The organism is Halorubrum sp. B53 (assembly GCF_059752395.1).
Window position 1 is genome coordinate 98,129 of the sequence record NZ_MWTH01000014.1, and the last position, 24,928, is coordinate 123,056.

Sequence of the window (24,928 nt, forward strand, 5' to 3'; positions counted from 1 at the left end):
CCATGAGCTCCGCAACTGACCCCGCAAAACGCATTCCGAAGTCGCTCGGTACCGACACCCAGTTCCTCGGGAAGTACTCGCTGACGGACCTCGCCGTTGCGGGCCTTCCCGGCGTACTGGTAGTCTTGGTGACGCAGGTCGCTATCCCACCGTCACTCACCGTTCGCGGCATTCCGGTGTCCGCCCTCACGATCCCACTCGCAGCGATTGCGATCGCCTTCGGTGGGCTGTTCGTCTACCTCACCCCCGGCTACACCAACAGTCTCGACTGGCTCGGCCTGTTCGTGAACTTCCATCGCAGCGAGACGGAGATCGCCCACGAGGAAGCGAAGGAGTACACCCACGTCGAGCGCGTCTACCCGCGACACAACGCCATCGAGCGGACGGATCGGGCCCTTGTCGGAGCCGTTCAGGTGTCGCCACCGACGATGGCGCTCGCGACCGACGAGGAGTGGGCCCAGAAGGCGGAGGCCTTCCAGGACTTCGTCAATACGACCGTCGAGTTCCCGATCCAGATTTACTCGACGACGCAGGCGTTCCCCGCCGACGAGTACGTCGGGCGGTACGAAGACCGGTTGAGCGACCCGGACGTCAAATCGAACGAGAAACTCCAGGCGCTCATCGAGCACTACGTCGACTGGTACGACCGGGAGCTGGCGCAGCGTCAGATGACCATTCGCGACCACTACGTCCTGATTCCGGTGCGACCTGAGGAGGTCCGATACGAACGGGCCAGCCTCCTCGAAAAGCTCGCTGGGATTCCTGTACTGGGCATCCTCATCCAGATTGTCACGGCGCCGCCGGAGGAGGAAGAGCGAGCCGCGATGCTCGAGGAACTGGACGAGCGGCGCCGGCGGGTCGAGCGCGGCCTCCGCGGCATCGAGGGGTGTGACACGCGCCCCGTTGATGCAGCCGAACTCACCCGCCTCGTCGCGGAATACTGGACCGGCACGGAAATCGAGTACGGCGACCCCGAACAGGTGCTTCGAACGTCCCCCGTCATCAACAAGTCATGATTGGAAACCTGCTTCCGTTCACCAGCTCGGATAGTTCGGAAACCGACGACGAGGCCACGGCAGACGAGGGCCCCGACGAAGAGGGGGAAGATGCTGAATCACAATTTACCGTGGACTACGAGGCCGACGGTGAGGCAGTCGACGGCATCCCCGAGATCCATCAGACCGTCGTCTCGCCGTCGAGTATCGAGCGAACGCCCAGCGCCCTCCGGACTGACACCCAGTGGGCGCAGAGTCTGTGGGTCGGTGAGTATCCCGATGCGCCGATGGATGGCTTCCTCGAAAAACTGTACGCGGCCGCCGAGACCCAACAGACAGATGTCAGCATCCACATCGATCCTCGTGATACGCGAGAGACGTTGGATTCGCTGGAGAACAAGATCGAGGACCTCGAAGCCGACTACGAGTACCTGACCGAGAAGCATCGTGCGAGCGCCCGGGGCGTCGAGAAAGACCTCGAGGACCACCAGGAGATGTACGACGTCCTTCGGAACACGTCGATGCAGGCGTTCGACGTCTCAATGTATCTCACGGTCAGGGGCGACGATCGCGAGAACATCGACACCGAGTCGGTGTCGACGACGGCACGGCAGGCCCCCGCGAATCTGACGCCGGTGACGCCCCGGTGGTCACAACTGAAGACGTTCACCTCAGCGAGCCCGATCGCCCTGGATCAGTTCAACGAGACGCTCGACAGCAAGACGCCGATGCTCGGTGGGGCAGTCGGTGCGATGTTCCCCTTCGTTTCCGGTGCGTTTGCGGAACCCGGCATCGAGTACGGGACGTACGCGCTGAATTCGAGCCCGCTCATCCTCGACCGATTCAAGCGGCAAACCGGCTACTGTATGATGGTTATCGGCCGGCTCGGTGCGGGCAAATCCTTCGCGACGAAGCTCCGGCTGGTGCGGCGGGCGATGTTCGACGAGGATACGGTCGTCATTATGCTCGACCCGATGCGGGGGTTCGCCGGCGTCAACGAGGCACTCGATGGCGAGCGTATCACGGTCGGTGGCCGGCGAGGGCTGAACCCACTGGAAATCAAACCGACGCCCGACCACGTCCTGCAGGAGGTCGACGACATCGACCCGTGGGGCGAACAGATCAACTGGGTGATGACCTTCTTCGCGACGTTCTTCGAGCACGTCGCAGACCATCCACTCGGCGAGCGCAACCAGACGCTCCGGCGGGCCGTCCAGGAAGCCTACGAGAAGCGCGGAATCACCCGCGATCCGGAGACGCACACCCGGAACTCGCCCACCATTCACGACGTCATCACGGTCCTCGAAGAGATGGTGGAAGATCCCGAAGAGTACGGGTACGTCACGGATGGGGAGCAGGAAGCCGTCCAGTCCGATGCCCAGTCGCTGCTGAAGGACCTCCGGCCGTCGTTCCGCGAAGGCGGTGAACTCGAGAATCTGGCCCGCCCCTCAGAGTTCGACCTCGATTCGAAGGTCATCTACCTCGATCTCCACCAGGAGGAGGGCACCCGTGGCCGAGCGGAAACCAGCCTGATGATGCAGGTGCTGTTCAACAGCGTCTACGAGCGGGTCAAGCAGACCGACAAGCGCGTCGTCTTCTGCATCGACGAGGCGCACTACCTGATGAACGACGCCGTCTCGCTGGACTTCCTGGAGACCGCCGTCCGACACAGCCGCCACTTCGATCTGAGCCTCGAATTTATTACGCAAACGGGGGGCGAATTCGCGCTGACGCCGGAGGCACGCACTATCGCGAACCTCTGTTCGCTGACTGTCCTCCACCGCGTCAACGAGGAGAAAGAGAAGATCGCCAAGTGGTTCGACCTCAGCGAGCGGCAAGTGAACTGGGTCACCTCCGCGAAGGCCGGGGAGGACGAGGACGGCTACTCGGAAGCGCTGGTCGGCATCGACCAGGAGGGCTGGTTCCCACTCCGAATTCGGGCGAGCGACTATGAGGCCCACGTCATCGACGGCGGCGCTGCGGACGTGGCCGAGCTCGAGCCCGAACCGACGACGAGCGTGACGAATCCAGATAGCCGACCCGCCGGCACGCGTGCCGACGGCGGTGAACCAACTAGCACTACCTCTCAGGAGGATGACTGAGCAGCCCCCGTCAGAACTCCCGGCAGTGGCTAACGCTGACGAGTACATCCGGATCACTCCCTCCCGAAGCGACCTCGCGCCGGAGACCGTAGTCCGCCAGCTGGCCGGCCTCCACGGCCTTGACGCCGGCAACGACGGATTTCTCGCAAGTATCGGTCCCTTCGGCGATCCGCCACCGTTGTTCGAGTTCCTCGCAGTGAGTGAGGGGGCAGACGAGCCGGTCGAGTTCTATTACGGGGCCGACCGTCGGTTGGATGCCTTCGAGGAACGCCTCCGGACGCTGTATCCACCGACCGTCACGTTCGAGCGGGTCACCCTTGACTTGGAAGCGAAGCTACTCTCATCGACGGCAGACCCGACGCAGGACCACAGTGCCGGGGGATACGAGAGCTACGGAATAAACTCTAGGACAGCTGAGGAATCATCCGGAGACCCAAGTTCGGATTCAGAGCCTGTGACTCTCTTCGATTCATCGGGGGAGGAACCGGTCGGTGACGGCGGAAGTGTGCTGTCGGAGAGCTCTACGTCGCAGGACGAGGACGAAGTCTTGTTCGAGGCCGATTCGAGTGACAAATCCACAGCGGCTGGTCCGTCCGACTCCGAACTCGATGCCGATCACCAGCCGGCTCATACGCAACCGACCGTTGACGAGACGACCCCACTCGGAATCAGTTGGCACGGGCAGGCTACCCGGCGGGAAGACTGGATGACGACACTACCCCAATTCACGAATACGGAAGACGACGATGACGATCACGCTCGGGCCCCGCTCGCGTCACTCATCGATCAGCTGACCCGGGCCGAACACCCGATCGCCTTCCAGGTACTCTTTCAGCGGAAATCGGACTGGACGCACGAGGCACGAGAGCGCCAGCGGAAGCTCCGTGAAGGCGAAGACCGAGTCGTCGACTGGTTCTTCGGAGAACTCCTTGGAAACACGGAGAACGAACCACAGAGTCCGTCGAACACCGGGCGACAGCGTCGGTATCTCGACATCGGTGGGCGGGAGCGAGTGGAGGCTATCGACGAGAAGGAGCCACAGCACACGTTCACGGTGAATATGCGGGCGCTTTCGCTCGTGACTTCCGACCGACAACGAGAGCGGGTTGACCATCGTCTCGACGATATCGGGTCGGTATTCGATCACCTGAACGGGCCACACTATCGGCTCCGACCGAAGCGCATCCGCCGTGGGCTTCGAAAGGGGCGGCGGACCAAGAAGCACGCCGACCGGGTACTCAACGCTACGTTGGCTACCAAGAGCAACTGGCGGAAGACCCGCCCCGATCTCGTCCTCGGGCCGGCTGAGTTAGCGAACTTCGTGGTCGTTCCGCCAGCGACTGACCTCACGACCGAGGGCGGGCGGGGGTCCGACGCCGAACCCGAGAGCCGGACGCCCCTGCCACTCCCGGCGCAGGACCACATGGATGCGTTCACGGACGCCGGGATGGCGATCGGCCGCGGTCTTGGGGAAGACGGTACGCCCACGTCGGAGCCGATGCGGATTCCCCCGCATCTACTTCCGTTCCACGTCGGCCGGTTCGCGAAGAGCGGCGCCGGCAAATCGGTCGCGCTGATCAACGACGCGCTCTCCCTGTACGACCATACCACGGGCCCAGTGTTCCTCATCGACTCCAAGGGCGGGAACCTCCCCGAGAACTATATGCGGGCTCACGGGAAGCGCTTCGGCACCGACGACCTCGAGGAGAACGTCCTCCACTTCTCGGTGCCTGACATCCTGCCTGGCTTCGCGTTCTTCGACATTACGCCGGCGCTGGAAGATGGGGTTCGTCGCGTCGACGCGATCCAGGACAAGGCCGACCACTACGAGGAGCTCATCAAACTCGTGATGGGGCCGGAGCGGTACGAGGACGCCATCGCCTCGCCGACGCTCATCAAGTACCTCATCAAGGCGATGTACGACGAGGAGTACGGCCTCGAAAACGGACATTTCCGGCAGGATACGAACTACTTCACCCACGACCAGTTCGAGCAGGCGGTGACCCAGTTCCACGCCGCCGGGCCACCAGATTCGACACCCGAAGACGCACCGCGAGCCAGCGACCCGCAAGTCGCGGAGAAACTGGAGCGACACCTGCGCTCGAACCCGGCGACGTTCTCGAACGTCGTGAGCGGCATCAGCAACCGGATGGACTACATCACGCAGGACGCCCACCTCCGGCGAATCTTCAACAATACCCAGTCACAGTTCGACTTCCGCGACCTCCTCGACGAGGACAAGGTGGTCATCTTCGACCTCGGCGATCTCCGCGACGAAGCCGCCCGCGTGATGACCGGCGTCATTCTGACACAGCTCTACGACGCCGTCAAGCGTCGCGACGGCGACGAGCTGGCCCGCAAGCCGGACGACTACGTAGCGAACCTGCTCATCGACGAAGCGTCGTCGGTCGTCGTCTCGGATACGCTGACGACGCTGCTCGAAAAGGGGCGGGAGTTCCGGCTATCCATCGAACTCGTGACGCAGTTCCCCGAGCAGATGAAGGAGGCTGGCAACCGCGAGGTCTATCTGAACGTTCTGAACAACATCGGCAGTCCGCTCGTCGGGAAGATCGCCGTCGACGCCGACATCGCCGAGGCACTCTCACACGAGGCGATGGATCCCGTCGAGTTCAAGAATCGGATCAGTTCGCTCCCGCGTGGCGAGTGGATCGCGCAGCTCCCGAGCCCAGAGTTCGGCGAAACCGGCCCCGACCCGTTCAGTATCGAACCCCTCCCGATTCCGTCTGGGCATCTTGATAGCGAGCAGCCTCTGACTGGGGCGCAGGAAGAGCGGTTCCAAGACGCCCTGGAGGCTGTTCACGAGCATACCCGCGAGGAGTACGGGGTCGCCGGCGGCACGACCGTGGAAAGCCGTGACGCGGCGACTGACGTCGCTCTGAAGAACGCCGACGACCTGCCGTTGGAGGTCGCGATGGCCCGGGCGATTCGCGCTGTCCAGCTGTCGAACGACGTCCGCGAGACGAACGGCTGGGTCTCCGTCGAGGAAGTCGACGAGGAACTGCTCTCGCGAATCGAGGAAGGAACCATTGAGGCGCAGGGCTACGAGACGCTTCCGGAGGTACGGGAGGCGTCCTCGCTCATCGAGGTCGATCTCCCGGACGGGGGATCGTCGGTTCAGTGTCGGCTCACAGATGAGGGTGAGGAGGCAGCCACGCCCGACACGTCGACGTCACCGACCGGCGGGGGCGAGCACCACGATTCAGTTCTTGAAACGGTCGAGCAGTCGCTCGCAACTGCGGGGTTCTCTGTGGAGGTCCTCGATCAGAACGGGGAGTCCCGACCCGATGCCATCGCAACCCATTCTGACCTCGACTGGGAGCTCCAGGTCGAAGTCGAAACCACCACCCATGTCCGCCCGGCGAAGGTCCTCTCGAACCTCCGGAAAGCCCAGGAACAGGAGCGACTCCCGTTGTTCGTCGTCGCAGACCACGACGATCAACCAGCCGCCGAGATCGCCGACCGGCTCGCGAAAATCCTCAGCGAGCCGCGAAATCAGCTCTCCTCCGGTGAGACGCGCTTGTATACGATGAACCACAACGTCACGTTCAACGGCGGTGCGCGAGCCGCGGATGGGGTGACGGCTGTCCGGCCGGCCACTGGCGGCAGTCGCCACACCCGCTGGTTCGAGCGGGACGGTGCGTTCGTCCTCGAGGATAGTGCCGGGGACCAGCACGCCCGGATCGACTCCTTCGACGCCGTGTCGAAAGACCAGTTCCCGGCGACATACAGCTACGACGCCGAGAGCGAGACATACACCGTCTTCAGGCCGGGAGAACTCCCCGAGACCTACGAGTCCCGCGAGGCATTCGAAGCGGAGTGGGTGCCTGTCAAGCGCCCGTTCGTGCCCAGTACCGACCTTCCGGTTCCGGACTACACGGAGCGCACGTATGCGATTGCGACCACCGAGGGCGACCAGACGCTCGACATCTACACGCCAGACACGGAGACGGCCACCGGCGTTCCGGCACTCGTGGACGCGATCCAGGACAGGACGCTCCATCCAGCAGGGGAGCCTCCGAGTGACTCGACCGATTCCGACGCGCAAGAAGACAACGAGGTGGACCCGTACGGCATTCGGGCATTCGTCCAGGACCGGCTCACTGAATCCGACGACGGGGTCGTCGCGGTCGCTGAGGTCTACGATGCCTACGAGCAGTATGCGGCGGCCGGGGGATACGAGGTGAAGCCGAAAAACCGATTCACACAGACGCTTCGCGACCACGCTCAGTTCGAGCGTGACAAGAAGTGGTTGGACGGCCAGACGCGGCGGTGTTACGTCGGAATCGAGTTGTCCGACGCCGGCGACCAGGAGGGACCAAGCGATGCCAGTGCGTAGTCGTTTCGCTCCCGGTCAGGAGGTGCAGGAGCACACGAGATGACGCTCTCCGAATCAGCTATCCGCGAGCACTACCGTCGTGCCAAACCCGTCTACGAGGCACTGGCGACCGTCAAGGACTACCCGACCATCGGGCTGAACGACTTCGTCGGATGGTACATCAAACGCGACCACGACGACGTCGAGGCGATCAAGGCCGGGTATCCGCAGCGCGGGCGGGTTGCCCGCCTCGATCGTGACTACGACGAGATCCACGACCGCCTCGAACGGACGCTCTATGCCGTCACCACCTACAAGACACCGTCCGCCTTCCAGCAGCGGGAACCCTGTCGCTACGACGAGTCCGAGGAGACGACTGTCTGGCAGGATGAGCCCCCGACCCCCGGGTATGCCGACCTCCGGGCGGTTCCGACTTGGGGCGACATCGACCTCGCCGACGATATCAAGCCGCAGCGTGGTGACCTCGATGCCGAGACGCAGGCGCTCGTCGAGCGAACGCTCGACGCCTACATCGAGGAGTATGCCACACTCTACGGCACGCGGGACGCGGTGTATGCGCTGGACTCCGTCGGGGGCGCGTACGTCTTCGGGGCCCCGGAGGCTACGCTCCCGATTGCGGACCACTTCAGGGACGATCCGGATGCGCTCGAACGGGTGTTCGACGAGTTCCTCGACCGCTCGAACGCATGGCTCCAGGAGGCAGAGGCCCGCGTGAACGAACACATCGACGGCGCCGGTGACGTCATCAAGCCCGACTGGGTGAACAACAAGAACCGGCAGTACAAGCCGCCGCTGTCGGTTCACGCCAACCACGATGCCGTCGTCACGCCCATTGCGACCGACCACGTTCGCTACGAGCTCCGTTCGTTCGAGACCGTCGACAACGCTCTCATCGAGCAGGCGGTCAACTGGGCCGACGACCTCACACGGGTTGAGCACACGGACTGCGTCGATTCGTTGGTCGCGACACTCTGGCCGGATCTCTACGAGGACCACGACGGGTGGCGGGCAACGCTGGAGGCGTGGGTCGAAGCGGAGCGTGAGCGGGAACAAGAGCGACAGCGTCAGCGTGAGGCGGCGCTCCAGCGACGTAAGGAGCGGCTGGCAGAACTCGATGGCACCCTCGAAGGCCGTCCCATTACGCCGTTCAAAGAGGATGTCTACGAAGCCGTGGAGAACATCGACATCACCGAGATTGCCCGCCACTACGCGAGCGATGCCTACGACACGGATCCGAACCAGCCGCGGCCGCAGTTCGACCCGAGCTGGCGGCACAGTGAAAGCGGGCAGTCCTGTTTCGTCGACGAGCAGGCCAACACCTTCGGCGATTCGAAGGTGAACGCCGGCGGCGGGCCGGCGAAGCTTATGGCGCTCGCGACGGGGATTATCTCCGACGCCGATGCGGACCTCGGCGGGGAGGATTACTGGGCGGCCGTCGACGAACTGCGGAGCGCAGGCTACGACATTCCAGTGTGGATTCCAGAGGCCGGGTCAGACCGCGTCGACGGCGGAACCTATGACCAGATGCCCTTCTGGGCCGTTCGGAAAGCGGCTGTCGCGCTTGAGGTCTGTCCCGAGGACGCATTCGTCGATCGCGAGGGAGAGGATGGAACCTACGAGGGATTCCCCGGCTACGAAACCTACAACGAGACGCTAGAAGCTATCGAGGACGCCGGATTAAGACACGGACGCGATCCGATCTCACCGGAAGAAGGGCCCGATACCGAGGACCAGAACGAAGAGGACGCGAGTATTGATACGGCCTCGGCAGATAGCCCAGCTTCGCAACTCGATCAAGCTCATCTTCGCGAGAAGAATCGGCTCTTATCGGCGAAAGTGGATCAGCTCGAAGCAGAGTTAGACGAAAAGACCCACCGGATCGATACCCTAGAGGCTGAGCTAGAGCGTCTACAGAGAGAACTCGAAACGGTTCGATCGGAACGTGACCACTTGGAATCCGCTCTCAAAGACGATGTATTGACTCAGGATTCCGAACAGCAGACGGAAGAAGACCCTGCTGACGACCGATCCGCGCTGGATCGAGCGAGACAGCTCGTCTCTTTCGATCAGTAGAGTGTATCTGTTATTCAGGTGGACGGAGTAATCATAGCGACTCAGCTACGCTGCCCGATCCACCTGACACCCCCAGCGACGCTACCTGACAGCCGACAGGCATCACCCCTCCCAATATGGGAAAATCGCCAGACGGGAGCACTAGACAGCTGTTCCGGGAGTCTGTGTTTTTCGGTCGGCCCTGAAATCGGCTGTCAGGTAGCGCCGTCTTGCGATTTGAGGGTACTTGACAGCCGAAAAATCAACCGATATATGGTGGGGGTGGCCGCCCAAAATTGCGTTCGCGGCCAACGGGGCCGAGGTGCCAGGCCGCAGGCCAAGCGAGAGTAGGCTGCCACCCGGACGATGGCGTGGGGCGTGGAGGGTGAGGGAGCAGGTCGACATCGTGCCTGAGAAGGATGACTGTGGTGACTGATTTTTCTGCCCCGGAATGGGGTGTGGGGCGGTTCGTGCGCTGCCCCTGATTCGTATGTTTGGTCCGGATAGATACGACGATACGGCAGACGATCACGAACAGTTCGAAGCGGAATTGCTCGCGCAGGATCGGGATGCCCGGTCACCATCGACGGCTGATCTCGACGACGAGACGGCCCGCCAACTGGTTCGAGAGCTACTCGATGCCGGAACGATCACACCGGTCGTCGACCAGCGGCTCCTCGTTCACGAACCCAGCAACACAGCGTTCGAATCGATGCAGCAGCTCGCCGTCTTCCACACGGGCTGGACGGCCGCCCACGATGCCGGCGAGGGTGATGAGTGATGCAGCAGACGCTGGCCGGCTGTGCCTTCTGCGAGGCGCCACCCGGGACAGAAACCGGGATCGCCTACACGTGGGGGAAGGAAGAGCGGGTCAGCCACCCGATTTGCGTCGACTGTGCGATCCAGGAGACGCCGGATCCCGATGAGCGTGATCACTACGCCTGTGACAGCTGTGACCTCGTCGTCGACGCGCTCGCAGCGCTCACACGGTCTCGGATCGAACTCGGCCATCTCGAAGGCCCGATACAGGTCTGTAGGAGATGTAGTCCAGGCGGGCCGGCAACGTACTGGACGCGCGACCTCGAGCCGCACATCGTCACGGACTGACCCGCCGAGCGGTCGTCACCAGGAGTGGCACGGCGCCCACGGCGGGAGGGTCACAGTTGTCCGTAGCTGTCCCACCCCACGCCCCTACAGCGTTGGTTGTGTCACTGTCCCGTCGCTCCGCTATCTTCAACAGACGGGCGCTCCTCGGGATGACTATGGACTGCCCCGCGTGCAGGTCCCCAGTCACCCTTGAGGTCGGACCGGACCGGCCGCTTTCGACGTCGGTGTCCGACGCCGTCCTCGCAGCGGAAGAGGACGAGCAGATCGAGGTGACCCGAGACTGTTGGAACTGTGGCTGGCACGAAACGCGGGCGCTTCGCGTCGCATCGATCGACACGACCGCCGGCGACGAGACCGTCGTCAAGCGAGCCGCACTCATCGACGAGATTACCGACGAGCTCGCGTCGATCGAGAGTGTGGGTACGCTTGAGGAGACGCTGGCTGCGATCCGCCGGCAACGAGAAACCGACCCGGCGAGGACCGATACGGACGACGCCACGGAGTGACTCGCAATGCCTGATACAGAGGCCAACTATGACGTCTGTGAGCAAACCGGGAATCCCGAGCACGCATCGGTTGACGATGTGGTTGACCTCGTGATCCAGCGAGCGCAGAACCCGCGAGCCGAGCATGAGGATGCGCATTTCGATCCGGCGGTCGCGGCTCTCGTCAACAGGTACGGAACGGAGTCGGTCCGGACAGTTATCCACCGCATCCTCGTCGACGACGAGCCGTTTCGGACCGCCACGAACGGCCTCGAGATGCGCAACGTCGACGGCGTTCGGATCGGGACCGCCGCCAGCTGGTTCCTCGAGGAGCTGAACGCACAGGACGACCACTGAGGGACCGGTTGAAAGCCCGCAGCGACAGTCCATCGAATCCCCATTTTTAACTCCTATTCGCCCTACCTACCCGTCAAGGCCACAATGGCTCCCTCCACCCCAAGAGACTCAGATACATCCCCCGATCTACTCGTTGAAATCGTCGAGACACTGGAAGCCCACGGGTTGGCGAGTGATTCGTATCAGCTCCACGATGCCGTCGACGTCGAGGCACTCGAACAGCTTCTCGCATCCTCAACCGGCGACGTCGAGGTCCGGTTCACTGTGGAAGGGATTCAGCTCGCTGTCACCCACGACGGCGTCGATGTCCTTCTCGACGAGCCAGCCGGGGCACCTGACCAATAGCGCGATCGAATTCGGCGACAGCGACGTTCCCTGAAAGCCCTCGGCCGCTCGGCATCCCGCGACCACCGCTGCGCTCCTCGTCCCTGCGGTGCTTACGGGGTCGGGGGACGGCCGAGGCGGCCTCGCCCTTTCTGAGTCCGCCAGGACGGTAGCTGGGTCGCCGAGTGTCGCGGCCGGTTGGACAGGTGTGTACGTCACGGCCCGCCCCGCTCGCCGCTGCCGCCCTCCGCGTCGCTCGCGACCGACCATTCCGGGCTGCCTGCCTGCAGTAGCGGGCGGGCTGCCGGGCTAAAATGAATGTGCCCTCGGCGCCAGCGGGAAAGCGCGGGGGGCTGCGCGGCGTAGCTGCTCACCCCCCACGCTTTCTCCGCTGGCCGCTCGCTCCGGGCGGGTCGGCGCGCGGAGCTGGTTGGGGTCGCCGCACTCGGGCGCGCTCTCGCTCGCGCCCGGTAGGGCGCTCGCGAAGGCGCGAGCGAGAGCGCGCAGTCGGTGCTATCGGACGTCGACATCGTCGGAAAACCGCGATGTTAGGGGCATCGCGGTGGCGGCGCGCGAGCGCCTTCACAGGTACGGTGAGTACCCAATGTCTAGTAACAACTCGAGTCGCAAGGTCGTTACGGTGGATGAACAGGCATTCGAACGAACCGAAGACGCCGGCGTCGACGAGGACGGTTTTGAGGTCGTCGACGATCAGCCGGAGTTCCGGGCGACGGTCCAGCAGGAAACGCAGGCGAAGGTGGATTCCAACCACCCAGACGGCATCGTCCAGGACTTCTCGCACCTGCCCCTCGCCCAGGAAGAGAAGATTCGTGCCCTGGAAGCCGAACTGGACCACATCAGCGCCCAGGCGGAACTCGGCACCCAGGAGGGCCGGGCGAAGCGAACTCGCGAAGTCGTCACCAAACGGCGGCAGCGCAAGCGGGAGGAACGCACCCCCGAGCGGACGGATCCGCGCGAACGCCTCTCCCGGATGGAACTGGCGAAGGTGAATCAGGAAGCAGACCGGATGGCACAGCGGCTTCGCACCGGTCATAGTCGGGCGGCCGTTTCGCGGGCGCTCGCAAAGCGGGTCGCCAAGGGGCAGGACATCACCGAAGCAGTGTTCGACACGATGGACGCGCTCAAGGCGGCTCCCGGCGCCATCTGCCCGATCGAGGACGTCCCGGACGTGCAGACCGACGAGGTGAGCATCGAAGGCGAGATCGTGAAACTCTGGCCTCCGAGCGATTCAGCCATAGCCCAAGTCGGTCTCATCGCAGACGACACCGGGAAAATCAAGTTCACGTCCTGGACGGCTTCAGAGCCAAAATTCGTCCGAGTGGGTGAACGGGTGCGGATGCGCGCGCTCAAGAAGAACTGGTACCAAGGCCGGTGTTCCCTCGCAGTCACCTACGACAGTATGATCGTTTTCCCAGAGCGCGACGACCGCTGGTGGGAAGAATAGGGGCGTAGCCCCTTCTTTTTCTGGTGAGTGCCGGACCGACCCAAGCCCCGCCGCCCCGCCCACCGCTCCGTGCTCGCTCCCTGCGGTCGCTGCGCGCGCAGCCACAACCTCGGGTACGGGTCCAACGTTTATCAGTGAAACCGGGGGAATGGGTGTGCGACCCGAGTCCGTTTATCCGGCCCCGCGAGGGGTGCGGACGCACGAGTGCTCGGGAGTACGTATGACCGTCGAAGGCGACTATACCTGTGACATCTGCGGGGAATCGTTCGAACGAAACGTCGATATTGCCACCCACGTTCAGAGCCACCAATCATCAATCGATCCGGACCACATCCTCGCTGAACTTACCCGCGTTGCCGACCAGAAAGGTCGGGCCCCGACACAACCCGAATTCAACGAGGAAGCAGATTGTACCCACGGCGCGGTCCAGTCACACTTCGGCAGCTGGAAGGCTGGTCTGGAAGCCGCAGGCCTTGAGCCACTCTCCCATTCCCATTCGGAGCAAGAACTGATCGACGAACTCCGACGTGTAGCTGATGAGCTCGGCCACTCACCCTCAGTTGCGGAAATGGACGCGGAGGGAACCGTCTCATCCGCCACAATCTCCAAGCGGTTCGGATCGTGGAACGAGGGACTTGAAGCAGCGGGATTGGCTACTACGAAAGCCACCAAAACGTCGCCCCAAGAGGTAGTCAAAGCAATTCGTTCACTCGCAGATGAACTTGGACGGGCTCCGACCGCCACCGAGATGGAAAAGCGCGGAGCGTATTCAACAAAAGTCGCTCAGCGGCGTTTCGACAGCTGGAACGCCGCACTCCGGGAAGCAGGATTCGAACCACTCTCAAAAAAGAATGTTCCAGAAGACGAACTGATAGCGGAACTGAGGCGGCTTCGTGACGAATTGGGTCATGTTCCATCTTCCACGGAGATGCACGAACATGGCCAGTTTACGATGAACCTCTACCTCGACCGGTTTGGATCGTGGAAACAGGCTATCAAGGCGGCCGGGATGGAGTATCGTGGCCAGCCAAGCGGTCCCGATCATCCGCTCTGGAAGGGCGGTTACGGAGACATCTCATACGGCCCGAACTGGTACAAGCAGCGCAAACGGGCGTTGGAACGGGACGGCTTCGAGTGCCAGATGCCGGGCTGTCCCATCGACCGTGAAATCCATCGCGAGCGCTGGGACCGCGACCTGAACGTCCACCACATTACGCCGCTTGGTACGTTCATCGACGCCGACGGGGTTCTGGACTACGAGCGGGCGAACCGGCTTGAGAACCTAATCACACTCTGTCAGCGCCACCATATGATATGGGAGGAGTTCGCCCCGCTTCAGCCCGATATTCGCTAACCGCACCAGGTGGTGTTGCTCGCCCCCGGCGATGGGTGGCGGGGCCACCAGCAATCCCGTCCCACTATGACCGACGACACGACACTCACGGCCCGTGAACGGCTTCGTGTTCACCTCCACGAGGCCCGCCGCACGACCGACTCCCCGATCGTGGAAGCACAGTTAGAGGCCGCACTGGACGCCTGGAACGACCTGCGGCCGACACCCCTGCGGGAGTGTCCCGTCTGTGGGAAGGTCGGGCTGCCTGAACGAATCCAACAACACAGGTGTGGGTCGAAGACATAGCGCACTTTGGTTTTTGTCAATCAAACAAATTTTTTGACCTTTTGGAACTCAAAGAGCCCAATTTCTAAGCGTGGAATTGAACGTCATATTTCCGATCATTCGAACCTTCGGTTCGTTAGCCACGGTTTTCTGGTTATGGAGAACCATTTGAGGCTAACATTGATTTGAGCCGCATAAGACTACTCTATCAACTCAGATGAATATTCGCGAACGAATAGATTGTGGTGATCCAGAAGATAGTCGTCTGGAATACAAGAGCAAAGAGGTGGGCAATCAGAAGATCGCCCTTGAACTCGCTGCTATGGCCAACAGCCAAGGGGGGAGCCTAATCCTCGGGGTTCGCGAAAACAACGACGGCGAACCAGATCTAATACAGAATGTGTCGAATCCGCACGAGAGGGTGGAGGCAGTTACCAACGTAATCTACGATCGTGTAGAGCCAAACCTGGATTTCAACAGCGATACGCTCCGAGTTGATGGGGATACTCTAGTAGTTTTCACTGTCGACCAGACCAATACGCTCCACAGTTTTCTTAATTCGAAGATTGATGAACCGGTCTTCCCGGTCCGGAGAAACACTCGAGTCGGGTATCTGCACGGCCACGAAGTCGCCCAACACTATGAGGCGAGTATTGAAGGAGATGAGTCTGATGAAGAGTATCTGAGGCTCCCGGACGGTGAATCATCGAATTATTTTCTTAGAGCCCCGGATGGTCACATCTCCGATATCTGCATCTTTTCGAACGTCTACTATCCGGGGAACCCGGTTCGGATTGATGTTCGAGCCGGACGCTTACACGAGGTTGAGGTCGAACACATCTTCGCCGTTCTAGAAGACCTGTTCAGCCTTTCAAACGGTGAATCATCCTTTACCATCAACCAGTCAAACGCGGCCTGGATCGGCAGAGGATTCTCTAATTTCGTTCACAACCTTCGGGATCAAAAAGAGCGATACAGCGAGGCAGAGCAGGAGTATAACTACAATCTCGATCTCTATGGAAATGAGCAGGCGGTCTTTATTTCTAACCTCGATATGGTGTATCCGGAGTCGACCATCATGATTTACGCCGGCCCCTTCGTACAGCACGAAGGGTATCGGAATATCGCCGTCAACTTCTTCATTGACGGACATCCGGCTGACGTCCGGCCGTTGATCGAGTTTTCTGAACGGACTGGTCTGTCCCTTTCACAGGCCCATAATGTTGCTATCCCCACCGACGGCATCAGAGAACCGAGCCGGATACCCGTGAAAGTGATAAATAAATCGGTCCGGACAGATGTGCCACAGAGTGAAGATCATCGAACGGTGGATGGAGTTGTCTGTGTGAATCCGTTCGTCGATAACCTAGAGTTCCTAGAGCAGGAGTTGGAACTTGAGGGGCTTAGCCCCGTCACGAAATACGAATGTCTGTTTGCGTACCTGCGCGACTGGGATTACGTTGATGAGGACAACGAGTACGAGGGCAAACGGTTCTTAGTTACGGACTGGAATGAATTCACAAAGGGGATCTATGCGAATGTGAAAGAGATACGGTTTGAAGTAAACTGGTGAACCTGAGATTTGATACTGACCACACACTTCGGACGATCTTGATCAGATGAACCGTTCGTTGAGGAAGATTCCAGCGCTGTTCAGCACCCTCAAATTTCTGTAGGATGAATTCGATGGCTACTTCGATCAATACCAGCTAAGTTTCGGCTTAGAGGGGGGAGGCAGCCAGCAGTTCGGTCTACTCGCTATGAACTAGTTGGTCGTCCTTCCATCCCGGTCAACGGCAGCTGGAAAGCGGCCTCAAAGCACGAGATACGATATAGGGGGTAAACTGGAAGATGCAGTAATCGGATTTTTAGATTCCATTTTCAGCAGAAGGTTATCTTTTATCCGTGTGCTGGCAGATTTGTACTCATGACCGGTGAGGATGGACGTGTCTTTCTCTCTGACGAGCCGATAGAGTCTACAGATCAAGATCGATTCGAGCATCGGGAGTACGTCGACGCCCTTGAGCAGATACTGGAGAACGCAGAGCCACGATGGAACATCGGTGTCTTTGGCAAGTGGGGGACAGGAAAGAGCTCGATAATCAACCTCCTGTTCGATCGGCTGAGCAACAATCCCGAGTTTGGGGAAACGGTTTGTGTAGAATTCGATGCGTGGACCCACGCCGAAGAGTCGATTCGAACAGATTTACTTCTCGGCATCGACCACGAACTTGGAGCGAAGACGAACACGAGGGTTGACGACGATTACGGTATCCTTGGAGAGGACTACATCACCGAAGAACTCTATGACATTACGGAAGATCAAGATAGCGACAACCCTTCTCTTCGTGAATATGCTCAACAGCTCCTCACACATTCAAAATTCGTCACAGTCATCGTTGCGATAACCTCGCTAATTCTGATAGCAGGGGTTCTCATTAATATCCTGAACGCTCTTGGGATTTTTACCCCGGGACAAGGTCTAATGGGTACCGTAAACAGTATTCTCCAACTAGCTGTCCTACCTCTATTCCTTAGTCTCTTCATCTTCATGGCTAAGCAGGTCGAGGACGCGACTTCGACCCTCCGCCAACGATATCCACGCAACGATTGGTCCGGTGCGTACGAACAACTATTCGATGAAATGCTTGATGAGTTGGTCGAAAAGACGGATTACGACCGGGTCATCATCTCTGTAGACAATCTGGACCGGTGTGAGAGTGATACTGTCTACGATGTGTTGGTATCCCTCAAAACATTCATGGGCAACGACCGTTGTTTATATATCATTCCCTGCGACGACGAGGCGCTTCTCAGCCATATCCAGTCTATCGACAGAGGTGAGTACTTCGAAGAGAACGAAAATGAGCGGGAGTTCCTACGGAAACTCTTCCAAGCCCACGTCCGTATTCCGCCGTTCACGAGCAACGCCATCTCTGATTATGCTGCTGAATTGAACGACCAACTCAAGAACGATTATGGTGAGGAGGTTCTCTCAGTCGTCACGAAAGCATACGTCCGGAATCCTCGACGTATCAAACAGGCTCTCAACCGTCTGACGACGCTACGAATGTTGGCCGAGGAAATAGAGGACACTCAGCGAATGCGTGAAGGAGTGATTACCGGCAACCTTCCATTCTTGGCGAAGATATCAATACTGCAGGAAGACTTCCCAGAGTTTTATCGGTCTCTACAGGCAAATCCGCGTCTCCTTGAGGAATTCAATGACTACTTTGCCGGTCGTGTGATGGACCCGGAACGAGAGGAAGAACTAGCATCACACTTCGAACCGTCAGAGGACGGGAACGGGAAGTCTGTGGAGGGGCTTCGAGAATTCCTGTCTTCCACACGGTACATCACCGATGATAACCCACGGCGGTTCATCTATCTGAGCGAGCCCCCGTACACGCTCACACTCGAAGACGGCGACCGCTTCGTCGAAGATTTACGTGCTCGGCAGGTCGATAAGATTCGCGACGAACTGGATACCCTATTTGAGGACGGTGGTGACTTCGGTCCGTACCGTGAGGCAATCAACGATACGCTTGACGAGTGGAGTCATCTCGATTCAGAACTCTTCAACATCATCGAGGGGTTGATGGAGGTATTCGATGCTCTGGATGATGACGCCCAGACTCAGGTAGCCCGAATAGTAAGTGAGTACCTGGTTTCCGTCGACAGGCGGGACTTCTTGGAGGATTTAGATCCCAATATCTCGTTCCCGATGATACTCAAAATGCAACCACGCGACTCGCGTGTGCTCTTTGGGGCTTATGGTGAACTGGTCGCTGATTCAGAAACGCTTCAGGAGAATATCCTCGATGCGTTCGTCAAACACGCTGAAGGAATTCCGAGCTCTGCGAAACGACCCCTGACCGAGAATCTCATCCAACTACGTGAGAATCAGCAGGAAGACACGTTCAAAACGGCGCTCGACAAAATTCACAATTCGGCAGCCGCACGTCAAAAGTTCGCCACCACGAAGCTGCTGAAGGAGGCCATCAAGTTGATTGAGTTGGGTAACAACGAACGTCAGTTTGAGAACGAGGACTACTACCAGAAGTTCGACGCGGATGCATCCGCTGAGGCCCGAGGTACGTTCGTCGAAAAATTGCTTGAACTCCGGAACGAAGTTGAAGATAACAATATCAATCACATCAACGACAGTATCTCGAATATCCTTCTCAATATCGAATCTGACCTACCACGTCAGACTGCGAGTCATCTCTACAACGAATTCCACGGGATGGTGAATGCCCCGAGTAATAACGAAAAGAATCTGGTTGAGACGCTCTTCTATCAATATGACACTCTCTCATCGAGTGACCAGAACCGATTCCGTCAGGAGTGTTTGAAGCAGATTCAGAACTGGGGCGGGACTGGTCAGCAGTACCTCAAATGGGCGCAGCAGTACGATGTACCCCTGCTTGATTCAGAAGACGCAGTGACGGCGACACTCGACCCGTTCCCGGAACAGAACACCAATTCGAGGCTGCTCACCAACACGGTCCTATCGCTGATACCTGAGGTATTCGACGAAGAAGTGACATCGCCGAAGTTGATCGAGATCTTGGAGAACAACGAGGACTCCAAAGCACAGCTCGGTGCAGAGATGTTTTCCACCGCACCGAAGCGATTCAAGAGTGTTCAGGATGAGGTGGTCAGTACGTGCCTGAACAAGGCAAAGAGGACAAACGACACGAACAGTAAACAGATCTACCTGACTGCTGTTGCCGAGGTGTTCACCGAACTTGAGGACAGTGACCAAGAACGGTTCCTCAGTCGGCTAACCGACCTTGCGGGTGGCAACAACAAGGACAAGCAAGCGTTCTCGCGTGTTTGGAATGAAGTCAAATCAGATCTCACCTCTAATCACCGTCGCAAGGTGGGTCAGAACGTGCTCACCATTCTAGAAGACGAAGTGAGTGACCAGAATCAACAGGTTCCGACTGACGACTTGGTCGAAGTTCTCCAATCAGTGACTGATGATCTCGCCGCAAACGCGCACGAAGAGTTTATCCAACGATTGAGCGACAAACTGACCGACGGCAATCGCAGATGGCAACAGAAACAGAATATCGTAGGTCAACTTGCTGCATTCACCGATCTTGCTGGCCAGGAAGAACTTGTGTTAACTCGCATTGAAGGGATGTTGAAGGAGAACTCACAGAACCAGCTCCACCAGACAACCAAAAAGAAACTAGATATCCTCGAACAGCACGATGGAATGGATAAAGCCCGAATCAAAGAAATCCGTGAGCAGCACCTGAAGACGTAGTCAGTGGGGCATAGCGGCTCAATCTTCTACCGCTTACCCCTAACCGTACCGAATGTTTGCAATATGGGGGGAAGCAAGTCGACGAACTGCCCGTCGGCCGTCGTGTACACCGCTCGGTCCTCCGTCCTGTTTTGCTGGTACAACGTATATAACGGATTCAACCGCTCAGGATATACTCGAGTGTTGTTTTCGGGAATTCTTAAGCCATAATAGGAGGACTCAAGCACCATCATCTGAGCGCTAATCCAGCTGAAACGAGTTCCGTACTCGATAGCGTCTATTTTCCCCCAATGGGTGAGGGGTTCGCTGTACTGGCGAGTTCCTGAATACGGTGAGAACAATGGCAACGAGAGACATCTACGAAACCGGCTTCGACGAAGACGTCCAAACGGAGTCAAGCGCAAACCAGTGTCCCGAGTGCCACGGACACGTCACTACGAACGTCAAGGAAACGGTCTGTGAGGACTGTGGCCTCGTCATCGAAGAGCAACGTATCGATCACGGGCCGGAGTGGCGAGCATACGATGCAGACGAGCGCGAGCGAACAGGCGCACCGCTGACTGCGGCCCGCCACGATCGAGGCCTCTCGACGGAAATCGGCCGCGGAACTGATGTACACGGAAACGAACTCTCAGGGCGGAAACGCCGGCGGCTGGCCCGGATGCGGCGCGAACAGACCCGTGGGCGCTGGCGGTCGAAGGCGGAACGGAATCTCGCACACGGGCTGGGCGAGGTGCGTCGGTTGGCGAGTGCCCTCGAACTCTCTGAGTCGATTCGTGACCAGGCGTGCCAATTCGTGATGAGCTCAAGCACATGCTCGACGACGGCGACCAGCTGTGGATCGTCCCAGCAATCGCTGGTCAACTACCCCACCCTACTTCGCTGACCCTGACGGGTTCGCTCGTTGAAGATGGGGCTTGTCCGTGGACTCTACCTCTGACTCGTGAGAGTACGGGGTGTATCCCCGATTCGGCGTCACCGTCCCGGACTTTAGGGCATATTGACTGATGCCCCTCCCACGCGAGGACTGTTGCTCGCGTCGGAGATACACGTCTGCCACGTTCTTGGCAGCGTTGTAGTCGGCGTGATTCCGAGTTCCGCACTGCTGGCACTCGAACGTATCGCGTGACGGGCGATTGTCATCGTGGATGAACCCACACTCAGCGCACCGCTTGCTGGTATTCTTCGGATTCGTCGTGTCCACGAACAGCCCTTCGGCTTCGGCCTTGTACTCGACGTACTCGAACAAGCGGTTAAACGCCCACTCGGAGTGCCACGCTGCGTCGGGCAGTCGCTCACGGATACCAGCTAACTCCTCGAACACGATCCCGTCACAGGCGTAGCGGAGAGCTTCCTCGACGATGCCGTTCGCAACGCTGTGGAGGACGTGTTTCACGTACTCGTCTTCGCGTCCGCTCACGGTCTCCAGCGTGCGGTGGGCGCTCCGCGTGCCACATTCTTGGAGGTCCCCACGCACCCGCTCGAACTCTCGTCGCTTGTGGTTGAGCTCACCAGCAGAAAAGAAGCGGGCCGTGCTGGTGACCGCGATCTCGGTCACGCCGAGGTCAACGCCGAGAACCGTTCCGTTCTCGGTCGCTTCCTCGTCGTCAGGCTTCGGTTTGCGAAAGCCAAGGTGCAAGTACCACTCCCCGTCTCGATAGTGTAGCGTGGATTCGGTCGGTTCCCACTCGTCGCGGTCGAGATACTGGTGTTGATAGCCGTCCTCGTCGTCGGGAAGCACGAGGTCTGCTCGAACCCGAGCGTGGTCGCCGTGGATAGTAAGGGAAACCTGCTCTTTCTCGGGGAAGATGGTCATCGTCCGACTGTCGTAGGTGACGGTCGGACTGGTGTACGTGGGCTTGCTGGCTTTCTTCCCGTCTTGGCGACGGGAGATGCAGGATTTGATGTTCTCGGCGGCTTGGTGACACGCGAGAATGGCGTGCTGGCTGCCGAGATGCGTGTTCTCGCGCACGTCGTCGTAGGCGAGTTGTTGTACGTCGGACTTTGAGTGACACCGCTCCCACGCCTTGTCTACGGCAACTTGGCATCCCCGTTTCCACGCCTCAATGGTCTCTCGGAGGAGTGACTCGTCGGTGGGGGAGACAGCCAGCCGTGTGATGGCGGTTCGACGGTGATAGTCGTTGTCCGACACTATCTTCAATGTTGTACTAAAGTTACTTAATAAGCGGGTTGTCGTTTCCTCCCCGCCCTACTGCGCTACTCACTCGATCCGCTCGTTGCGTTGCTCATTGGGGAGAAAGACTCCACTCGACAAAATTGAAACAGTACCCCACGAAACGGAATCCACCAGTGCCGGAGCCGAAATTCCGACCGTGACAGGCCTCGAGTGCCAGCACTGTACGAGAGAAACAGAACATCGGTTCAGGACACGCGAGTCGCTCTCTGACGAGACCTGGACGGGCCAACCAATCTGGGAGTGCCAGGTGTGTGGCACAGGTCGCTACGGGCCTGCTCCCGAATAGGGCAGGAGGAATCTCGCCGATTAACCAACAGTCGCCGATAGAGATGGCTTCTGTTGGTTAATACGGTGAGTACCCTCAAGTCCGACGGCAGTCACCGCGGGCGTTCATCAGGCAGAGTTCGCAGCGGCTTGCCTCCACAAATCGCGGCGGGAACAGGGGTAGTGGGTAACGCACCGTGACATCGACGAGTCCGGAAAGTCACGCCGACCACGGCACGGACGCATCACCAGACGCTCGATGAACTCGCTGTCTAGACGGGCCAGGTCGGGAGCGAGGGCGCTCCATTCTTCCAGTGAATCGCATCTAGCGCGGGCGGGAATTGCTGTAGTCGGTCATCGAGGACGGCAAGTGGATGCGCATCGAGAAACGTCGCCTCGTGGCGATCAACCGGCGTGTCTTCGTGATTGAGTTGGATGTGACAGGGCCCGAGGTCCGGATGATCGGCGTCCTGGTGGAAGCCGAGCATCAGGTTCCGGTCCGGTTCGACCCAGTTGATGCGGTAGTATTCGTGGTCGACGCCAGCGGGGTACCAGAAGCGAATCTCCAGTCGTGCAGTCGCGACATCGTAGGAGTCACTCAGGAAGGTTGTCGGATCGACATCCGCGATGACGTACCGGGGTCGACGTCGAGACGGACGATAGCGTACCTCCACACACCCAGCTTGATTCGTCAATCGGTCGTGAACGTCGCGGAGGAGGGTCCGCTGTGTATAGCGGTCGCGACCGGCAAGAAAGATCATTCTGTGAGAGAGAAGGATTAGCTCGTGGCGCGGTCAGCCACGTCGGTCATCTGCTCGCGGGCGGCTTCAACGTCAGAGTAGAGTTCCAGTGCGTGCTTGATGAGGCGGCGATCCTCCTCGTTCTCGCGCCAGAACGCGATGACGTCGCGGCGGTCCCGGAGCTCCGCACTTGCGAGGTCGCCGTCGGCGAGCGACTGTTCGAGCTCCTCCCACGTCTCGACGTCGTAGGTCGCCTGCCACTCCTCGATCTCCTCGGTAATCGCGGCCAATTCACTCCGCAGCTCCTCGCGGGTATTTTCCTCGATGAGCGTGCGGATCTCCTCGAAGAGCAGGCGCGTGTAGTCCGGCTGGTAGCGCGTGGTCTCGCCGGCCTCGACGCGACGCAACTGGCCCTGGTCGACGAGATCCTGAAGTTCCTCGTTGGTCGTACTCCAAGCGGCGTCGGCCTGCTCGCTGATCCAGTTAACTGAGCGGGGTTCGCGAAGTGACTCGGCGACCGCCCGAATGCGGTCGCGGGCGCTCATCGACTCAGTCCACGATTGGACCCCATCTCGCGAGGATTCGGTCATGGTTGGCACCTCTTGGGACAGTGTTCGCGCCCTGCTCTCATATATGTTTGTACTGTCTCGCATAATCAAGAGTGGGATGCGAGCGAAGGCGTCCGGACGTTGAAATGCGATACCGACAGAAGTTATGCACCAACCGATGTACGACCGATATTCTGACTTTGCAGAACTACGGCCGACCGGCGAGACATCCCACATCCCGGACACGATGCTGGACGACGGGTGTGAGAGTGACCTCCTGGCGCCAACGCGGTGCGACGAGCACTGGTGGCGACGCTGATGCGCCGACGACAGTCTCGTAAGGAGTCTTTCTGCGCCGGCGAGTGGTGAGGCGCTTCCGATGAATCAGCAAGTCGAACAGGGCTACCGGATGCACCGTGTGCTCAGCAATCTCAGTCGGCTCGACGTCGACCAGTTGGACGACGCGGATCGAGAGCGAGTCGAGACTGCAAGAGACCTCCTGGAAGAAGTGAGTCTACTCACTCGACCAGAGGACGGGAGCGGACCAGACGCCCCAACAGATGACTGATCGCCATCGCCGTCGACGCCAGGGGCACTTCCAGTGTCGGTTTATCGCCCCCCAAGAGGGGTGCGGGACTTCCCCGTGAGTCCAGACATGGCGACACTACAAGCTGCGACGACGTCAACCGGCGCAATCGTATCGGATCCACAGGCAGTCCGCGAGCTCTGTGAGAGCTACTGCTTCGGGACGCTCGACTGGGAGGTCACCGACAAGGGCGAACTCACCATCTGGGGGTACGATGACTTCGAAGTGTACGAGGCGCGGGAGAACGGCCTCCCGGACTACGAGGGCGGCATCGTGACCCACGAATTCTTGCGAGAACTCGCCGACCACCTCGAAGCCGACGAGGAACTCGACATCCAGACAGCGGGGTTCACGAAGTGTCGCTTCCCAGTGCTGGCGAAGCGGTACGTCGTTCGCGACTGCGAAGTCCTCCACGCAGACCTCAATTCCCCCGAACCGATCGACGAGTAGAGT

18 protein-coding genes and 2 pseudogenes are annotated in these 24,928 nt (G+C 59.7%); 17 read left to right on the plus strand and 3 right to left on the minus strand.

Translation table 11 applies throughout. The features are described from left to right. The first annotated feature begins 2 nt into the window (after positions 1–2). From B4V06_RS12215 to B4V06_RS12280, 14 genes and pseudogenes are all read left to right on the plus strand, one after another. Positions 3–1,016, plus strand: coding sequence for a TraC-like domain-containing protein (locus tag B4V06_RS12215; RefSeq protein WP_498166463.1), 1,014 nt, complete (start codon positions 3–5; stop codon positions 1,014–1,016). Then, positions 1,013–3,097 carry a VirB4 family type IV secretion system protein gene (locus B4V06_RS12220; protein ID WP_498166460.1) on the plus strand — a complete coding sequence of 695 codons (2,085 nt, stop codon included), beginning with the start codon at positions 1,013–1,015 and terminating at the stop codon, positions 3,095–3,097. The genes B4V06_RS12215 and B4V06_RS12220 overlap by 4 nt, the downstream gene beginning before the upstream one ends. Further along, complete coding sequence (locus tag B4V06_RS12225) at positions 3,090–7,454, plus strand: primase-like DNA-binding domain-containing protein (protein ID WP_498166457.1); 4,365 nt, start codon at positions 3,090–3,092, stop codon at positions 7,452–7,454. Before B4V06_RS12220 ends, B4V06_RS12225 begins: the two co-directional genes overlap by 8 nt. Before the next feature lie 39 nt (positions 7,455–7,493). Beyond that, a complete protein-coding gene (locus B4V06_RS12230; protein ID WP_498166454.1) occupies positions 7,494–9,527 on the plus strand; it encodes a hypothetical protein in 2,034 nt (677 codons plus the stop codon). A gap of 469 nt (positions 9,528–9,996) precedes the next feature. Then, a complete protein-coding gene (locus tag B4V06_RS12235; RefSeq protein ID WP_498166451.1) occupies positions 9,997–10,287 on the plus strand; it encodes a DUF8069 family protein in 291 nt (96 codons plus the stop codon). Then, entirely contained in the window at positions 10,287–10,613 is a 327-nt protein-coding gene (locus B4V06_RS12240) for a DUF7558 family protein (protein WP_498166448.1), read from the plus strand. The genes B4V06_RS12235 and B4V06_RS12240 overlap by 1 nt, the downstream gene beginning before the upstream one ends. A gap of 155 nt (positions 10,614–10,768) precedes the next feature. Further along, on the plus strand, positions 10,769–11,119 hold the full coding sequence (locus tag B4V06_RS12245) for a DUF8105 family protein (protein ID WP_498166618.1): 351 nt from the start codon (positions 10,769–10,771) through the stop codon (positions 11,117–11,119). A gap of 6 nt (positions 11,120–11,125) precedes the next feature. Next, positions 11,126–11,455: a DUF8158 family protein gene (locus B4V06_RS12250; RefSeq protein ID WP_498166446.1), complete on the plus strand. Its 330-nt coding sequence runs from the start codon at positions 11,126–11,128 to the stop codon at positions 11,453–11,455. Positions 11,456–11,539: 84 nt separating this feature from the next. After that, positions 11,540–11,800 (plus strand): HalOD1 output domain-containing protein, encoded by a 261-nt coding sequence (locus B4V06_RS12255; RefSeq protein WP_498166443.1) that lies wholly within the window; start codon positions 11,540–11,542, stop codon positions 11,798–11,800. 583 nt (positions 11,801–12,383) lie between these two features. Continuing rightward, positions 12,384–13,244 carry a DNA-binding protein gene (locus B4V06_RS12260; RefSeq protein WP_498166441.1) on the plus strand — a complete coding sequence of 287 codons (861 nt, stop codon included), beginning with the start codon at positions 12,384–12,386 and terminating at the stop codon, positions 13,242–13,244. 220 nt (positions 13,245–13,464) lie between these two features. Then, positions 13,465–14,598: a homing endonuclease associated repeat-containing protein gene (locus B4V06_RS12265; protein ID WP_142980670.1), complete on the plus strand. Its 1,134-nt coding sequence runs from the start codon at positions 13,465–13,467 to the stop codon at positions 14,596–14,598. A 481-nt stretch (positions 14,599–15,079) separates the two neighbouring features. Further along, on the plus strand, positions 15,080–16,435 hold the full coding sequence (locus tag B4V06_RS12270) for an AlbA family DNA-binding domain-containing protein (protein ID WP_142980668.1): 1,356 nt from the start codon (positions 15,080–15,082) through the stop codon (positions 16,433–16,435). A 354-nt stretch (positions 16,436–16,789) separates the two neighbouring features. After that, complete coding sequence (locus B4V06_RS12275; protein ID WP_498166438.1) at positions 16,790–20,140, plus strand: KAP family P-loop NTPase fold protein; 3,351 nt, start codon at positions 16,790–16,792, stop codon at positions 20,138–20,140. A 340-nt stretch (positions 20,141–20,480) separates the two neighbouring features. Beyond that, a pseudogene (locus B4V06_RS12280) lies at positions 20,481–20,948 on the plus strand (transcription initiation factor IIB); the annotation flags it as partial. A 66-nt stretch (positions 20,949–21,014) separates the two neighbouring features. Here the strand turns inward: B4V06_RS12280 and B4V06_RS12285 are convergent. From B4V06_RS12285 to B4V06_RS12295, 3 genes are all read right to left on the minus strand, one after another. Further along, positions 21,015–22,292 (minus strand): RNA-guided endonuclease InsQ/TnpB family protein, encoded by a 1,278-nt coding sequence (locus tag B4V06_RS12285; RefSeq protein ID WP_142980666.1) that lies wholly within the window; start codon positions 22,290–22,292, stop codon positions 21,015–21,017. A gap of 581 nt (positions 22,293–22,873) precedes the next feature. After that, on the minus strand, positions 22,874–23,362 hold the full coding sequence (locus B4V06_RS12290) for a hypothetical protein (protein ID WP_092663182.1): 489 nt from the start codon (positions 23,360–23,362) through the stop codon (positions 22,874–22,876). Positions 23,363–23,379: 17 nt separating this feature from the next. Further along, positions 23,380–23,931 carry a DUF7342 family protein gene (locus B4V06_RS12295; RefSeq protein WP_142980664.1) on the minus strand — a complete coding sequence of 184 codons (552 nt, stop codon included), beginning with the start codon at positions 23,929–23,931 and terminating at the stop codon, positions 23,380–23,382. A gap of 136 nt (positions 23,932–24,067) precedes the next feature. On the opposite strand from B4V06_RS12295, the pseudogene B4V06_RS12300 reads away from it, so the two are divergent. The 3 genes and pseudogenes from B4V06_RS12300 to B4V06_RS12310 all read left to right on the plus strand — a co-directional run. Continuing rightward, positions 24,068–24,218 (plus strand): annotated as a pseudogene (locus B4V06_RS12300) (biosurfactant protein 1); the annotation flags it as partial. 50 nt (positions 24,219–24,268) lie between these two features. Next, positions 24,269–24,457: a DUF8012 family protein gene (locus B4V06_RS12305; RefSeq protein ID WP_430639634.1), complete on the plus strand. Its 189-nt coding sequence runs from the start codon at positions 24,269–24,271 to the stop codon at positions 24,455–24,457. Positions 24,458–24,544: 87 nt separating this feature from the next. After that, a complete protein-coding gene (locus B4V06_RS12310) occupies positions 24,545–24,925 on the plus strand; it encodes a hypothetical protein (RefSeq protein WP_092663175.1) in 381 nt (126 codons plus the stop codon). Positions 24,926–24,928: the final 3 nt, after the last annotated feature.